Source organism: Roseobacter sp. EG26 (assembly GCF_049830555.1).
GTDB lineage: Bacteria > Pseudomonadota > Alphaproteobacteria > Rhodobacterales > Rhodobacteraceae > Roseobacter.
On record NZ_JBNBLH010000004.1, the window covers coordinates 384,950 to 400,399 of the forward strand.

General features: G+C 56.6%; 15 protein-coding genes. 4 read left to right on the forward strand and 11 right to left on the reverse strand.

Features of this window, described 5'->3' with window-relative positions:
* The first annotated feature begins 56 nt into the window (after positions 1–56).
* Genes ACOTTU_RS12085 through ACOTTU_RS12095 form a run of 3 tightly spaced genes read left to right on the forward strand, consistent with a single transcriptional unit; the run spans position 57 to position 2,450 of the window.
* Positions 57–1,157 (forward strand): class II histone deacetylase, encoded by a 1,101-nt coding sequence (locus ACOTTU_RS12085; RefSeq protein ID WP_425658268.1) that lies wholly within the window; start codon positions 57–59, stop codon positions 1,155–1,157.
* A gap of 16 nt (positions 1,158–1,173) precedes the next feature.
* Positions 1,174–1,752, forward strand: coding sequence for a nitroreductase family protein (locus tag ACOTTU_RS12090; RefSeq protein WP_425658270.1), 579 nt, complete (start codon positions 1,174–1,176; stop codon positions 1,750–1,752).
* The gene (locus tag ACOTTU_RS12095; protein ID WP_425658271.1) at positions 1,749–2,450 is read left to right on the forward strand and encodes an EI24 domain-containing protein; all 702 of its coding nucleotides are present in this window, start codon (positions 1,749–1,751) and stop codon (positions 2,448–2,450) included. The genes ACOTTU_RS12090 and ACOTTU_RS12095 overlap by 4 nt, the downstream gene beginning before the upstream one ends.
* On the opposite strand, the gene ACOTTU_RS12100 is transcribed toward ACOTTU_RS12095, so the two are convergent.
* Together ACOTTU_RS12100 and mce are read right to left on the reverse strand one after the other, a co-directional pair.
* Positions 2,404–2,700 (reverse strand): DUF1467 family protein, encoded by a 297-nt coding sequence (locus ACOTTU_RS12100; RefSeq protein WP_425658273.1) that lies wholly within the window; start codon positions 2,698–2,700, stop codon positions 2,404–2,406. The genes ACOTTU_RS12095 and ACOTTU_RS12100 overlap by 47 nt on opposite strands.
* A 22-nt stretch (positions 2,701–2,722) precedes the next feature.
* Positions 2,723–3,127: a methylmalonyl-CoA epimerase gene (gene mce / locus ACOTTU_RS12105; protein ID WP_425658274.1), complete on the reverse strand. Its 405-nt coding sequence runs from the start codon at positions 3,125–3,127 to the stop codon at positions 2,723–2,725.
* 162 nt (positions 3,128–3,289) lie between these two features.
* On the opposite strand from mce, the gene ACOTTU_RS12110 reads away from it, so the two are divergent.
* Positions 3,290–4,009 (forward strand): response regulator, encoded by a 720-nt coding sequence (locus ACOTTU_RS12110; RefSeq protein WP_425658276.1) that lies wholly within the window; start codon positions 3,290–3,292, stop codon positions 4,007–4,009.
* Here ACOTTU_RS12110 and ACOTTU_RS12115 read toward each other — a convergent pair.
* The 9 genes from ACOTTU_RS12115 to ACOTTU_RS12155 form a co-directional block, all read right to left on the reverse strand.
* Entirely contained in the window at positions 3,998–4,741 is a 744-nt protein-coding gene (locus tag ACOTTU_RS12115) for a GNAT family N-acetyltransferase (protein WP_425658277.1), read from the reverse strand. The genes ACOTTU_RS12110 and ACOTTU_RS12115 overlap by 12 nt on opposite strands.
* Positions 4,742–4,791: 50 nt before the next feature.
* Positions 4,792–6,567, reverse strand: coding sequence for an aspartate--tRNA ligase (aspS, locus tag ACOTTU_RS12120; RefSeq protein ID WP_425658278.1), 1,776 nt, complete (start codon positions 6,565–6,567; stop codon positions 4,792–4,794).
* A gap of 258 nt (positions 6,568–6,825) precedes the next feature.
* Complete coding sequence (locus ACOTTU_RS12125) at positions 6,826–7,695, reverse strand: glycosyltransferase family 2 protein (RefSeq protein WP_425658279.1); 870 nt, start codon at positions 7,693–7,695, stop codon at positions 6,826–6,828.
* A gap of 120 nt (positions 7,696–7,815) precedes the next feature.
* Entirely contained in the window at positions 7,816–9,618 is a 1,803-nt protein-coding gene (locus tag ACOTTU_RS12130) for an NAD(P)-binding domain-containing protein (RefSeq protein WP_425658281.1), read from the reverse strand.
* Positions 9,619–9,783: 165 nt separating this feature from the next.
* Positions 9,784–10,461 (reverse strand): GntR family transcriptional regulator, encoded by a 678-nt coding sequence (locus ACOTTU_RS12135; RefSeq protein ID WP_425658282.1) that lies wholly within the window; start codon positions 10,459–10,461, stop codon positions 9,784–9,786.
* A gap of 77 nt (positions 10,462–10,538) precedes the next feature.
* Positions 10,539–11,951, reverse strand: coding sequence for a tetratricopeptide repeat protein (locus ACOTTU_RS12140; protein ID WP_425658284.1), 1,413 nt, complete (start codon positions 11,949–11,951; stop codon positions 10,539–10,541).
* Between the two features lie 126 nt (positions 11,952–12,077).
* A complete protein-coding gene (acdA, locus tag ACOTTU_RS12145; RefSeq protein ID WP_425658286.1) occupies positions 12,078–13,334 on the reverse strand; it encodes a 3-sulfinopropanoyl-CoA desulfinase in 1,257 nt (418 codons plus the stop codon).
* A gap of 55 nt (positions 13,335–13,389) precedes the next feature.
* Positions 13,390–14,238, reverse strand: a complete 849-nt coding sequence (locus tag ACOTTU_RS12150) for a LysR family transcriptional regulator (protein ID WP_425658288.1) — start codon at positions 14,236–14,238, stop codon at positions 13,390–13,392.
* A 19-nt stretch (positions 14,239–14,257) separates the two neighbouring features.
* Complete coding sequence (locus ACOTTU_RS12155) at positions 14,258–15,427, reverse strand: WD40/YVTN/BNR-like repeat-containing protein (RefSeq protein ID WP_425658290.1); 1,170 nt, start codon at positions 15,425–15,427, stop codon at positions 14,258–14,260.
* Positions 15,428–15,450: the final 23 nt, after the last annotated feature.

Here is a 15,450-nt window from a genome sequence, read left to right on the forward strand (position 1 = left end):
GGACAATTCCAACCTGCTGGGTCAGTTTCCGATCAACTGAATACAGAGAGAAAACGATGGCGACAGGCTTTTTCTGGGATGAGAAGTGCTTTTGGCATGCCGGGGGCAACTACGCCTACACGCTCCCTCTTGGCGGCCATGTTCAGCCTTTGGCCGCGGGCGGTCTACCTGAAAACCCCGAGACAAAGAGACGTCTCAAGAACCTGATGGATGTAACGGGGCTTTCGTCCGATCTCGACATGCGCTCCGCAGCCATGGCCAGCCGTGAAGATTTGTTGCGGGTGCATCCGGAAGGCTATCTGGATGAGTTCAAGCGCTTGTCTGACGCGGGAGGCGGGGAACTGGGGCGTCGCACGCCCTTTGCTGCCGGAGGATATGAAATTGCCGCTCTCTCCGCAGGGCTTGCCGTGGCTGCCGTTGATGCGGTGATGACAGGCGCGCTCGACAATGCCTATGCGCTGTCACGTCCCCCCGGCCACCATTGTCTGCCGGATTTCCCAAACGGCTTTTGTCTTCTGGCGAATATCGCCATCGCCATTGAGCACGCGCAATCAAAAGGCATGGCGCAACGTGTTGCCGTTCTGGATTGGGATGTGCATCACGGCAATGGCACAGAAGCGATCTACTATGATCGTGACGACGTATTGACCATTTCGCTGCACCAAGAAGGAAACTATCCACTCGATACCGGTGCAATCGCCGACAGAGGGCGTGGCGCAGGCGAAGGGTTCAACATCAACCTGCCCTTGCCTGCCGGAGCTGGTCACACCGCCTATCTGCATGCGATGGACACAATCGTACTGCCCCGGATCGCTGCGTTCCAACCCGACATTATTATTGTTGCCTGCGGCTTTGACGCCAGCGCGATTGATCCCCTGGCACGGATGTTGGCCACAGCGGACACGTTTCGCCAGATGACATTGCGCATCAAGCAAATCGCGGAGGAGAATTGCGGTGGCCGTCTGGTGCTTGTTCACGAAGGCGGCTATTCTGAGGTCTATGTGCCGTTTTGCGGCCACGCGACGCTAGAGGCTCTCTCTGGTAGCAAAATCACTGCCCCTGACCCTCTCGGCCCAGCCCTCGACGTTCGACAGCCAGGTCCACGGTTTGACGCCTTTCTCAAAGGTGAAATCGACTACCTCGCTCAACAACTCTAACCGCTGGATTCCCTTAATGCCCAAACCAAACCCCGACGCCCTTGACTTCTTGTTGACCAGACGATCACGCCCGGCCAAGACATTGATAGGCCCGGTGCCATCAGCAGACGCATTGAAACCTCTGCTGTTGGCCGCGGCGCGCACCCCTGATCATGGCAAACTGGAACCCTGGCGCTTTATCGTCGTGGAAAAACCCGCAATGGCCAGACTGGCCGGGATCGCGGAAACCCGTGGAAAAGCGCTGGGACTAGATGCCGATCAGATCGCCAAGGGTCGCACACAATTCGATCAGGGCCACCTAGCTATTGCCGTCATCGAAGTTCAAAAACCTTCCGAGAAAATTCCAGCGCTTGAGCAGACCTATTCCGCCGGTGCCGTTTGCCTGGCGCTGCTGAACGCCGCACTTGCGTCCGGTTGGGGGGCCAATTGGCTCAGCGGCTGGCCAAGCCATGACCGCCCCTTTATGCAACAAGCGCTCGGTCTGGAACCCCATGAACGTATCGCAGGCTTCATCCATATTGGCACGGAAACAACCGCCCCACCTGAACGGCCCCGCCCCGATCTCGACAGCATCACCACCTGGATAAACGTATGATCCTGAACGCCTTTTTCGCTGCCTTGGGCCAATTGCCAGACCCGCGTTTCAGGCGGGTACTACTGCTTGGGGTCGCACTGACCCTTGCCTTGCTTATCGCTGTTTCCGCCGGCTTTGTCTGGCTATTGTCGGGGCTGGTAGGTGACCAAACGACACTGCCGTTCATTGGTGACGTGCGCTGGCTCAATGACCTGGTGGGCTGGGGGTCAGCATTTTTGCTGGCAATACTCTCGGTCTTCTTGATGGTTCCGGTGGCCTCTGCGATCACCTCCATGTTCCTCGACACCGTGGCCCAGGCCGTCGAAGACGAGCATTACCCCCATCTGCCAAAAGCGAGCGCTGTCCCCATTGGCGATGCCATTCGTGATACGGTGAATTTCCTTGGGGTATTGATTGGTGCCAACCTGTTGGCCCTGATCCTGTATTTGATCTTCGCACCCGCCGCGCCGTTGATTTTCTGGGGCCTGAACGGATTTCTGCTCGGTCGTGAATACTTCATGCTTGCTGCCATGCGCCGCGTTGGCCGCACCGAAGCCAAAGACCTGCGATCCCGTCACATGGCGACAATCTGGACTGCTGGCGTGTTGATGGCCATTCCCTTGTCAGTGCCGCTTCTGAATCTGGTGATCCCGATATTGGGTGCAGCAACCTTTACCCACCTGTTCCACTTGACTCAACTGAAGGAGCGCCGCGGTTAAACCAGTCCAGATCGCGCACGGTGATCACTTCAAAAACGATGATCGAGGCGATGATCGCCCATAACACCAGACTGACCGCGGTAGTGATCCATGCCTTTTTGCGCAGGTTATGAACTTCTGGCGCCCCTGCGTGGGTACCGGGCACGACCTCACCCAGATCACCCTGTGTTTGCACCCGAATGGGTAGAACGACCAGAAACGTCATTGCCCAGATGACCGCGAATAAGACAAGTGCGGATGTTATCCCCATCGGGGCGTCTCCTTTTCAAAGGTCAAACCTGTTCCAGTTCGACAAGGCATCCATTGAAGTCCTTGGGGTGCAGAAAGAGGACGGGTTTGCCATGCGCACCGATCTTCGGCTCGCCAGACCCCAGTACCCGCGCACCGGTTTGCACGAGGTGATCGCGGGCCGCCAGAATATCATCCACTTCATAGCAGATATGATGAATGCCGCCTGCGGGGTTCTTATCCAGAAACCCCTGAATAGGGCTTGCTTCACCCAGCGGATAAAGCAGTTCAATCTTGGTGTTGGGCAACTCAATAAATATGACTGTCACGCCGTGATCAGGCTCATCCTGTGGCGCGCCAACCTGGGCACCAAGCGCTGAACGGTATTGTTCGGCAGCGGCGTCAAGGTCAGGCACCGCAATGGCGACATGGTTCAAACGACCGATCATGGGGCGTGCTCCAACGCTATTTTTACTGAGCGAGTTTATGCTGTGATGCCACGGCTTATGCAAGTGACGGACCGCCGCAGGCAGGCCTGCTTCGCCATTAACGCGCTGTTAGCCATATATGCGCCATGCTGAGTCGAAACCCGAGTCACCCTGGAGGCGATTATGGACAAGAACGACCCTTTTGCTGCGACAATACCCGCGCCCACGGCCACACGCCCGTTGCTTGGATTGACGGTACTTGTGATCGAAGACAGCCGTTTTGCCTGCGAAGCGATGAGGCTGTTGTGCTTGCGCAGCGGCGCGCGGATCAGACGCGCAGATTGTCTGCGATCGGCCCGTCGCCACCTGCAGGTCTACCGCCCTTCCGTTGTTATCGTCGATCTCGGTCTCCCTGACGGGAACGGCGTGGATTTGATCACCGAGTTGACCCAATCCGAACCACGCGTTGACGTGGTTTTGGGCACTTCCGGTGATACAACCGGGCAAGAGCTGGCCCTACAGGCTGGCGCTGACGGGTTTCTTGAAAAGCCGATCACATCCCTTGCAGCGTTCCAGCAGGCCGTTTTGTCCAATCTTCCAGCAGATCGCCAGCCTGTCGGGTTGCGGGAACTTTCTGACGAAGTGATACACCCTGACCGCATGGCCTTTCAGGATGACATGGCGCATATCGCCGATGTTCTGGAAGACCCACCTGATGATCGTGCACTTGATTATGTGGCTCAATTCCTTGGCGGCGTTGCAAGATCTGCACAAGATCACGGATTAGAGAAGGCCGCCGCCGCCTTGGCGAAAAAGCGTGCGGCAGGTGAGCCGGCCGGCTCCGAAACGGCAGTGATAGCGGGCCTTATTCAAGAGCGGTTGACGCAGAAGCTAGCTATCTGATGCCGGCAAAAGTGCCGGGTCGCTTGCAACGCGCACCAGCTGCGTCAAGTCACCCAGGCGCTCCCGCTGCCGACCATCAGTGTCAAAGTTTGATGGGGCGAGCCAGGCTTCGAACGCGGATTTCAGGGCTGGCCATTCGGCATCAATGATTGCAAACCACGCAGTGTCGCGATTGCGGCCTTTGATCACTGTGGCTTGACGAAAAACGCCTTCAAAACTGAACCCATATCTCTGTGCGGCCCGGCGCGAACCCAGATTGAGTGCGTTGCATTTCCATTCGTAGCGCCGATATCCGTTTGCGAACGCCCACTCCATCATCAGGTACATCGCCTCTGTCGCTGCGCGTGTGCGCTGCAGCGAAGGGCTGTAATTGATGTGGCCCACCTCGATCGAGCCATTTTGCGGGTCAATCCTGAGATAGCTCGCAACCCCTTCCCAGTTTCCACTTTCCAGGTTGCGAACGGCGTAAAACAGCGTCGAAGGATACCCTCCCGCTTCCCTGACCCAGCGGTGGTACAGCGCTGAGGATGAAAACGGGCCATAGGGCAGATAGTCCCATACCTGATCCTCACCCTCGTAGGCCCGGTACAGCAAGGCGGCATGTGCGTCCGCATCCAGACGCTCAAGCTCTGCGTATGAACCCTTCAGGGGAATGCCTTCCGGGGCGGGTGGCACAGACCAATTGGGTACGGGAAAACCCAAAGCGGGTTTCATATCGTCAGAACCTTGCATGTGGGGAGGTTAGACTGCGGTTGGCACGACGCCAACCACAATTCACAGGGTCATTCCTGCGGGATCACACGCAGGCCAAGCTCCATAAGCTGATCGCTTGTCGGATCGGAGGGTGCCGCCATCATCAGGTCTTCGGCACGTTGGTTCATTGGGAAGAGAATGACTTCGCGAATATTACTCTCCTCAGCAAGCAACATCACGATCCGGTCGATCCCGGCAGCACAGCCCCCGTGAGGAGGTGCGCCATATTGGAACGCATTGACCATACCCCCGAACCGCTTGCGAACTTCGTCTTCGCCGTAGCCTGCAATTTCGAAGGCCTTGAACATGATTTCAGGCCGGTGGTTCCGGATCGCACCCGATACAAGCTCATAACCGTTGCAGGCAAGATCATACTGGTAGCCGAGAACATCCAGAGGATCGCCTTCCAAGGCCGCCATGCCCCCCTGTGGCATCGAAAACGGATTGTGTTCGAAATCGACCTTTCCCGTTTCAGGGTCTTTTTCATAGATTGGGAAATCCACAATCCACGCGAAAGCAAACCGATTTTCATCCGTCAGGCCAAGCTCTGCGCCGATGACATTGCGCGCCTTGCCAGCGATCGCCTCGAAGGTCTTTGGTTTTCCGCCCAGAAAGAATGCGGCGTCGCCTACTTCAAGGCCTAACTGCTGGCGGATCGCCTCCGTACGCTCCGGCCCGATATTTTTGGCCAATGGGCCTGCGGCCTCCATTCCATTGCCCTGATCGCGCCAGAAAATGTAACCCATGCCTGGCAGACCCTCTTTCTGCGCGAAGGCATTCATACGGTCGCAGAATTTCCGGCTTCCACCGGTCGGCGCCGGAATTGCACGGATTTCGGTACCTTCCTGCTCCAGCAGTTTGGCGAAGATTGCAAAGCCGGAGCCTGCGAAATGCTCCGACACGACCTGCATCTTAATCGGGTTGCGCAAGTCAGGTTTGTCAGATCCATACCAGAGTGCTGCGTCTTTATACGAAATCTGCGGCCATTTCTGATCAACCGTTTTGCCACCGCCAAACTCTTCGAATATGCCGGACAAAACAGGCTGGATGGTGTCAAAAACATCCTGCTGTTCGACGAAGCTCATTTCCAGATCAAGCTGATAGAAATCAGTGGGCGAGCGGTCCGCCCGCGGATCCTCGTCACGAAAACATGGCGCGATCTGGAAATACTTGTCGAACCCGGACACCATCAACAGTTGTTTGAATTGCTGCGGGGCTTGTGGCAGCGCGTAGAATTTCCCCGGATGCAGACGCGACGGCACAAGAAAATCGCGCGCGCCCTCAGGGCTCGAAGCTGTGATGATCGGCGTCTGATACTCTCGAAACCCGCCGTCCCACATCCGGCGGCGGATCGACGAAACAACATCTGAGCGTAGCGCCATATTGGCTTGCATTTTTTCGCGGCGAAGATCGAGATAGCGATAGCGCAGACGGGTTTCTTCGGGGTACTCCTGCTCCCCGAATACCTGCAACGGTAACTCCGCCGCTGCCCCAAGAACCTCAATGTCGCGCACAAAAACCTCAATCGCCCCTGTCGGAATCTTGGGGTTTACCAGCGAAGCATCGCGCGCTTTGACTTCGCCATCGATGCGAATGCACCATTCCGCGCGCACTTTTTCGACATCGGAAAAAACCTTGCTGTCCGGATCGCAAAGCACCTGTGTGACGCCATAGTGATCGCGCAGATCAATGAACAAGACGCCACCGTGATCTCGCACCCGATGCACCCAGCCAGACAGGCGGACATTTTCGCCCACATTTTCAGCGGTAAGGTCGGCGCAGGAGTGGCTGCGATAGGCGTGCATGGACATATCCCTTCAGGGTCAGAATTCGCGCCAGATACACCTTTTGGACACGGGGAAGTCAAGGCGTCGGCGGCCAAAATACCCAACCGTGAGGGCATGCAGATCATCAAAGCCGCCAAAACCCTTGCAAATTGAATGTCCACGCAAACGCAGCGGCACCGAATTCATCCCAAAGGCGGACATTTAGCAGGCTCATCTTTCGAAATGCTCGGACCGCGGAATTTCGGTTTTGTCTTGCGCCAATCCGAAATAATTGACCTAAGGCAGGTAATCCCCATTTTGATACCGCACCATATCGAACCGCCAGGTACCCTTAAGGTAGGCGATGGCCTGGGCTCTCTTCCGCGCAGACAGAAGATTTATGGGCGACGCGATCTTGACCAACGCCCTGACCGCAGCCCGTAGGACGGGCGCAGAAATACCATGGCGTTGCTCAACATACATACGGGATTGCGCGATGAAATACGCCTTGAACGCAGCACCTTGGATCGAGCTGCCGGACGATTTGCCCCCCAGATGAGAAACGGTCGCCTGATGCTCGATGCGAAGGGTCCAACCGGCTTGCCGCATGCGGTAAACAAGGTCATCATCCTCATGGTAGAGGAAGATGTTTTCGTCAAAGCCGCCAACCTCGTCAAAAGCTTGCTGCCGGCAAAACAATGCCGCACCGGTAAGAATGTTCACCTGCACGCTGTCTTTGTTGCCGGGTGCCGCATAGCGACGGTCTGTATATTCTGACTTTGAAATCAGAGCGGAACGCCGGTCAAGTCGCAGGGCACCACGTGCATTCAGGATGGCAGGATTGGTGGCACCCGCTTCGGGATGCATTTCCGCCGCTTCCACCAACAACCGACAGCAATCAGGCGTCAACGTAGAATCCGGGTTGCAGAAAAATACGAACTCCTTGGTGTTGCCTTCCGCACCGCGATTGCACGCTGTCCCGAAGCCGCAGTTTTTATCGAGCGCAATGACCTTCGCCCCCATCGCTGCAGCAATTTCGCGCGATTCATCTTGACTGTTGTTGTCGACGACCACGACCTCAATGCCCTTGGGCACAGATGCGAGAAAATCACCTATAACTTCCGCGCTGTTGTAGGTGACGGAGACTATCCGAATGCGTTCGTGCATGAATTTCAGACCTGAAGATTCTTATTGTGCGACCTCGGTAGCCGGGTTCGCCGGATCGTGCCAGCCCTGTCCTGATATATGGAGAGGGGCGACCGAATCTCGGCCGCCCACCCCTGGAGCTTATCTGCCGTTGTGATAGCTTTCCTGAAGCTTGTAGACGGGCGTGTCGATCCCCTCCATCCGAGCTTTGAGCTGAAGCGACAGGAACTGCGAATAATGACGCGACTGATGCAGGTTGCCTCCGTGCAACCAGAGCGCCTCCTGTTGCGTGGGTTTCCAAATATTGCGCTGTTCGCCTTCCCAAGGACCGGGGTCTTTTGGTGTGTCTGAACCCAGACCCCAGACCTTCCCGACTTTGTCCGCTGTCTCCTGATCGATGAGATCGGCGATCCATCCATTCATTGAGCCGTACCCCGTCGCATAGACAATCAAGTCTGCTTCCAGTTTCGAGCCGTCTTCGAAAAGCACACCATCCTCAACCACTTCACTGACCTGTCCCGCCTTCAGCTTGATGGCACCGTCGATGACCAGTTGGCTGGCACCTACATCAATGTAATAGCCCGACCCGCGGCGCAGATATTTCATGAAGAGGCCAGACCCGTCCGCACCCCAGTCAAGCTGGAATCCCGCCTTTTCAAGACCTGCATAGAAATCGGCGTCTACCTCCTTGATTTTCTCGTAAACCGGGATCTGGAATTCGTGCAAAATCTTGTATGGCAGCGAGGCGAAGATCAGATCCGCCTTTTGCGTTGTCATGCCCGCCTCGACAGCGCGTTCGGAATACAAATCACCCAAACCGATCTCCATCAGGGGATCGGAGCGGACGATATGCGTCGAAGAGCGTTGAACCATGGTCACATCCACACCGGCCTCCCAAAGCGCGGCCGAGATATCATGTGCGGAGTTGTTGGACCCGATGACAACGGCCTTTTTGCCTTTGTAGGCATCGGGACCCGGATGTTTCGAGGAGTGATGTTGATCCCCTTTGAACGTATCCATGCCCGGGAAGTTGGGCACATTTGCCTTGCCGGACATACCCGTGGCAAAGACCAGTTGTTTGGGTTTGAGCGCGACCTTTTCGCCGTCGCGATCAACGGTGACGGTCCATTCCTTGGTGCTTTCGTCAAATTCGGCGTGTTCGACAGTTGAGCGGGTCCAGTAGTTCAGCTCCATGATCTTTGTGTACATTTCCAGCCAGTCACCGATCTTGTCTTTCGGCGCAAAAACGGGCCAGTTCGGCGGGAAGGGCAGGTAGGGCAAATGGTCGTACCAGACCGGATCATGCAGGCAGAGCGACTTGTAGCGATTGCGCCAGCTGTCCCCGGCTCTTTCGTTCTTTTCAACTATGATCGTGGGCACGCCAAGTTGCCGCAACCGCGCACCAAGGGCAATTCCGCCCTGACCACCACCGATGATCACAGTGTAGGGCTGTGTTTTATAGCCAAGCTCTTCTTGTTCTTTTGCACGCTCCTCGGCCCAGGTCAGCCGGCCTTTGCCCGCCCCATGTTTGGCACCCAACGGGCGCTCATAACCCAAGGGTTCTTCATGGCCTTTCAATTCGGTCATGGTGGTGAGCAGCGTCCAGATCAATCCGCCCTGCAATCGGATCAATCCGAAGCCACGCGCAACATTTGTCTCAAAGGAAATCCAGGCCGTTGTGACGCCGCCGTCTTCGGTTGCAACCTCACCCTCTGCAATGCGCCATCCTGTCGGCTTGGTCGCATCCAGCTGAGATTGCAGCATATCCCTGACCTGATCCTGCCCCTCCATGGTCCGAATATTCCAGGTGAAACTCACCAGATCGCGCCAATAGCAATCTGACTGGAACATCGCGACGGCCGCCTCGATGTCCCCTGCCTCAAGCGCCGCCCCAAACGCATCCAGCACCTGCGTCACCTGTTCGTTCGTTGTCGTGTCCAGCATTTATTCCTCCTCCGCTGTGTCGCCACATCTGATTGAGAAAACCCCAGGCCTTTTTTCGACGTAAATCGCCGTGGCTTTATTGTTTGAGGAGCCCCCAATCCGCTCCACCTTAACGAGAGGTTCGGATTCCACCAAAGATTGTTTTATTGCTCAAAAACAAGATTGTCAGAGGGATCGTAGTCTGTGGCGCTCCAATAATCCCACCAGCATCTCCTTTGACTGCTGACGGTGAGCCCGGTGGGTTGCCCGCGCGACATCTGCATTGCCATTCCGGATGGACTGACAGACCAATCGGTGGTCTTCGTTTGACTGCACCGGCATCGGGCGCATGAAAAGCGTGATCGCGCGCGCGCGACGCACCTGATCCTGCATCATGCCCACAATAGACGCCACACGCTGGTTTCCGCCCAATCGCACAAGCTCTGCATGAAAGCGATCATCAGCCGCCGCCCATGCTTCGCGATCCTCTGCATCGATTGCGGCGTCCATATCATCTATCGCAGCGGTCAGTTGAGCCAGGTCACCATCGTCGTAGCCGGCCTCGGCAGCATGTTCTGCCGCAAGGCTTTCGAGCTCGGTCAAGACGTCATAGATTTCGCGCATGTCATCGGGTGAGACCGGTGAAATACGCACGCCTTTGCGCTGTCTTAATTCCAGCAATCCCTGCCCTTCGAGGGTCAATACCGCCTCGCGTATCGGGGTTCGGGACATCTCCAGCCTTGCAGCCAGTTCTGATTCCAGATGGTCTGAACCAGCCGCAAGCTCACCTGAAAAGATCATCGCGCGCAGCTCATGCAAAGCCCGCTGCGCATTTGAGACCGTCTTACCAGAACGCGAGGTCACCCTTGCCTCCCCAATCAATCAGAACACTCTGCTCACAACTGTGCAGAAGGCCTGAAAGCAGGGTGTTTTGCAAGATTTTACGCAGCAATCAATGCCTGGGCCTTGGCTGTGGCGCGATCCGCCTGACCACGATCACCCAAGCCCCTGAAAGCGCGCGCGACCGCCCGCCAGTTTTGAGCCGATGTGGGTTTGATACCGGTCCGCTCATTTGCGAGCGCAAGTGCCAGGTCAAACTGTTTCGCCCGTAATGCTGCTTCAAGCAGCGTCCAGCCAATAATATCGCGCTGTGCGTAGCTCCCTCCAAGCCGATGCGTCATATACCGGATCGGAAGAAGGCGTTCGACACATGCAGTGTAGTTTTCTTTTTTGAAATCCTGCATGGCCAGACAAAAAGGCAAGCCAATTTCCCGGGTCATCGCAACATTGGCGTCGGAGGCGTTCTCCAGATACCGCTCGTTGGCAGAAAGGAGCGCCTTTTGTGCCTCTTCCCGATCATCGCTGACAAAGGTGAGCATCGCATGCACATCGTTGAAAGCATAAAGCGTATCTTGCGCGGCAGGCTCCCATTTGTCGGCCAGATGGCTCCACCTGTCGCCTGCATTCTGCCCGACCAGGTTCATCCGCCAAAGCAAAGCCGCCGCGTCCAGCTCTTCGTATTTGTGACCATCCTTGTTGCGGGAATCGAGATGCGTATCGAAAATCTTGTAAACGTCGTCGTATTGTTCCAGGTCAAGATGGTAGAGGCCGGTGTGCCACCACAAATGGTTGGCAAAATTCGAGGTGCCCCAGGTCGCGGCATAGTCGCGCATAAACCGGATACCGCCGGCCTGCCGACCGCGCATTTCCATCACATGGCTCACGGTATGCACCGCGTAGGGGTTGTCCGGTCGAATGGAAAGCGCCTGGCGGGCCAATTCCTCAGCACGCGCAAAATCACGGTTTTCCTCAAGCCCAAAGGAATAGAATCCAAGCACGAACTCATACCCGGGAATGCTCTCGTCCCACAGGTTGAAAACCCGCGCAACCACATCACGCTGACCCGGAACATCGCCCAGCAACACCATCGTGTAGTGGATCAGTTCCAGCGCCAGCAAATCCATTGGGTACCGGGTCAGGACCGCCTCCCATTTCTGCACTGCCCCGAAGAAGTCACCCTCTATCCAGGCTTTGACGGCCTCGAAATGCCCCTGCTCGCGTTCGTTCCCTTTGGAGATCAACCGCTCGGCTTCTGACAGGCTGTCGAGCATCATCTGATACACCCGAGTTTCCATCGCCTGCGTCAACCAGCCCGCTTTGAACAACCATCCCATGATGAAATCCGGATGTTCCTGCAGCACTTTGTCGATCTCTCCAATCGCATCTCCGCGAAAAGACAACGACATCAAGATGGCGCTTTCCAATCCATCTATCGCCGCGCGATCCGGATAGGAAACCGGAACGCCCCGGATATCTTTAAACGCCACAGGCGCGGCAGAACTCTTTGTTTGCATCTATGATGCTCCCCTCAAAACACAGGTGAGGGCACCCTAATTCCATATGGAAGAAAATTGCACTGCCTTCTCGCTACCTCACGCAGATTCTATTTTGCGATGTCCGATTCAACCGCGTTTTTTCGACTACTGGCCAAACCCATTGCGGGTCTGGGGCGTTTTCATATCGAGAACCCGCCCAGCCACGAGGTTGCGCAGCATTTGAGCTGTGCCGCCGCCAATCGTGAACATGCGGGCGTCTCTCACCATGCGTTCAACCGGTGAATTTCGCGAATATCCTTTCGCCCCATGCATCTGCAACGCATCATTCGTGACTTTCACGGCCATTTCCGAGGCAAAAACTTTCGCCTGCGCCGCCAACATCGGATCGGGAAATCCCGAAGGATCGGTTTGCGCGCTCAGCGCCGCACGCCAGATCATCATGCGTGCCGCATCAATTTGGATCGACATATCTGCCAGCATCCATTGCAACCCCTGAAACTCAGCGATTGGGCGGCCAAACTGCTGGCGTTTTTTTGCAAAATCACGGGCGGCCTCAAACGCGCCGCGGGCAATCCCCAGGGCCACGGTCGCAGCCCCAACGCGCTGCGCGTTATAGGCATTCATCAACCCCGCGAAACCGCGCTCGATACCTTCCGGCGGTGTCAGCAACCGGTCAAGTGGCAAATGCAAATCGCGCAATGCGACCACGGTTTCGGGAATACCGCGCAACCCCATTGTCGGTTCACGCGGTCCGATCTCAAGGCCATCTTCACCCAGAAATGCGATGAAACCGCCAATACCCTTGAAGACGCCATCTTCGACAACACGCGCGAAAATCAGGTGAAATCGCGAGACACCGCCGCCTGTGATCCAGTGTTTCGTACCGTTCAACACCCAGGAATTGCCATCACGTACGGCTGTTGTCGCCATATCCGTCGCCGCACTTCCCGCGTCAGGTTCAGTGATGCAGATCGCCGGCTTGTCTCCGGACAAAACATGCTGTGCCGCAATCTCGCGCTGCTTCTGCGTCCCGTACTGCATTACCGCACCAATCGCGCCCATGTTGCCTTCAACGACGATGCGACCGGATACACCGCAACATCGCGCGATCTCTTCAACGACCAGCGCGATTTCAAAACATGTCAAGCCGGGGCCGCCGAGGGTTTCCGGGACCGACATCCCCATGAAACCGGCCTCTGTCAGATTACGGACAATCTCGGTAGGGTAAGCCTCGCTCTTGTCGGTTTTGGCAGCTTGTGGGCGAACGACCGCCTCCGCGAGGTCCTGCGCGCGCGCCTGCAGTGCCAGTTGCTCGGCACTGAGCGAAAGAGACGGCGAGATCTGCATCTGTCTGTCAAACATCGGTGCTTTCCCTAATGCGGTATCGACAAGATACTTCATCAGAAAATAGAATGGTAACGATATTATCTTGCATTTTTCGTGAGAAAAACTTGCGCTATAGCGCCGCCAAAAAAGTCCCTATCAAGGGATCGGACGCAGCACCGCCAGACAGCAGCGCGCCAACACTGCGCGCGTAGGGAGGTTTCCCGAATGGAACAGAACGCAATCCGGGCCAGACGCCGGTGCTTCCTCGACAGGACGGAACGATGGAAACACCCAATCCCTCTCGTACCATCGCCGCAATGGCATCCAGTGAATCAATCTCCATTGTTGCCTGCACATGGATGTCGCGCGCTTTGAGCTCAGCCTCGATGCCAGCGCCTGCCCAGGTTTGTCGATTGAACCAGATGAACGGCTGTGTGGCCAGCAGCGTTTCCTCGTCGCCCTGCACTTCTTTTGGCGCAATAACGACCATGGGCTCATGCCCGATCAGGTGCCATTCGAGCCCCGGTATGGGCTGGGGCGGCATGGTGCAGATTACGATGTCCAGGTCGCCTTGAACCAACAGATCGGCCAATGCATTTGAGCTGCCGCTGCGCACGTCAAAGGACAAATCGGGATGCAGAGTTTTCAACTCTGCCAGCGCCTTGGGAAGAAAACTGCTCAAAACTGTGGGCACCGCACCGACAGTCAGCCTGCCATGCACCAGTTGATCATGAACAACGCCTTCGGAGGCATCAAATAACGCAATCACCTTACGCGCATGATCCGCAAGCGCCCGCCCCTTCGCGGTAGGCATTGGGGGTCTGACGACCCGGTCGAACAGCACAACACCCAACTCATCTTCCAGGCCCTTGATTTGCAGGCTGATTGCAGAATGTGATCGACCCACAGCATCACCGGCCGCCGCGAATGAGCCGCTGTCAACAACCGCCACGAGGCTCCGCATTTGTTGAATATTCATAAGTGCTGTTTTCTGCCCGCTAGCGCGTCGAAACGCAATCCATCACCTCAAGCGACAAGATCGTCGGCAGGTGCCGGGCGACCTCTTCCCAATGATCACCTTCGTCGGCGCTCAGAAAGACAGACCCGCTATTGGTGCCAAAATAGATGCCCGCCGGATCGCGCACATCCCCTCCCATGGCTTGCCGCAACACAGTGAAAAAGCAATTTTCCTGGGGCAGCCCCTGCCTCAGCGCCTGCCAGCTCTCTCCGCCATTTCGGGACCGCCAAACTGCGGCCGCCGCATCGGGCGGGTATCGGCCAATGCTGTCGCCATTCAGCGGAAGCGTCCAGATCGTGTCTGGATCACGCGGATGTACGCGGATTGGAAAGCCAAAGGTAGAGGGCAATCCTTCGGTGATGTCTTCCCAGCTGCGTCCACCGTTGCGCGACTTCCATACACCGTGATGGTTCTGTTGATAGAGGATGTCGTTGCCACCGGGAGCATGCACAATGTTGTGCACGCAATGTCCGGTCTCTCCGTCTTTGGGCGCGGCCGGATGCGAATGACCGGTGCAGCTTTCTTCGTTGGACAAGCGATTGCGCCGCGCCCAGGTGTTGCCACCGTCTTCGGTCTCAAAAACGCCGGCCGCCGATATACCAATCCACAGCCGATTTGAATCACTCCGGTCCGAAACGATGGTGTGCAGCACAAGGCCGGCACCTCCGGGCTCCCAGCTTTCACGCGACGGGTGATTTGTCAGGCCCTCCAATCGGGACCACGACTTGCCATGGTCATGGCTGGCCAGCAATTCGGCGGGTTTGGTTCCCGCGTATAAAACGCCATGCGCGTAGGCCAGCGACCAGATCTGGGAGAACTCATCGTCAAATTCGACCGAAGGCTTGGACCAATTGATCATTTCCGCAAAATCAGGATCCTGCTCAGCCCATGTATCCATCGACCCGGTGGTCAGCTTGGTAATATCCCAGGTCTTTCCCTGATCCTTGGAGCACCAGACGCCGGCTCCATGCCAATCACTGCCACCACCTGCCCAGATCATCCCGGTTTCCGGGTCCCCGACAACGTGGTTGATGGGCCAGCCCTCACAACACGGACCTGTAACCGACCAATTGGACCGATCTTCATCTCCCGAAAGCAAAAATGCCCCCTTCGTGGTGCCCAACAATATCAAGATAGAGCCAGCTTCCATCGGACCACTCCCAGCTATGCCAG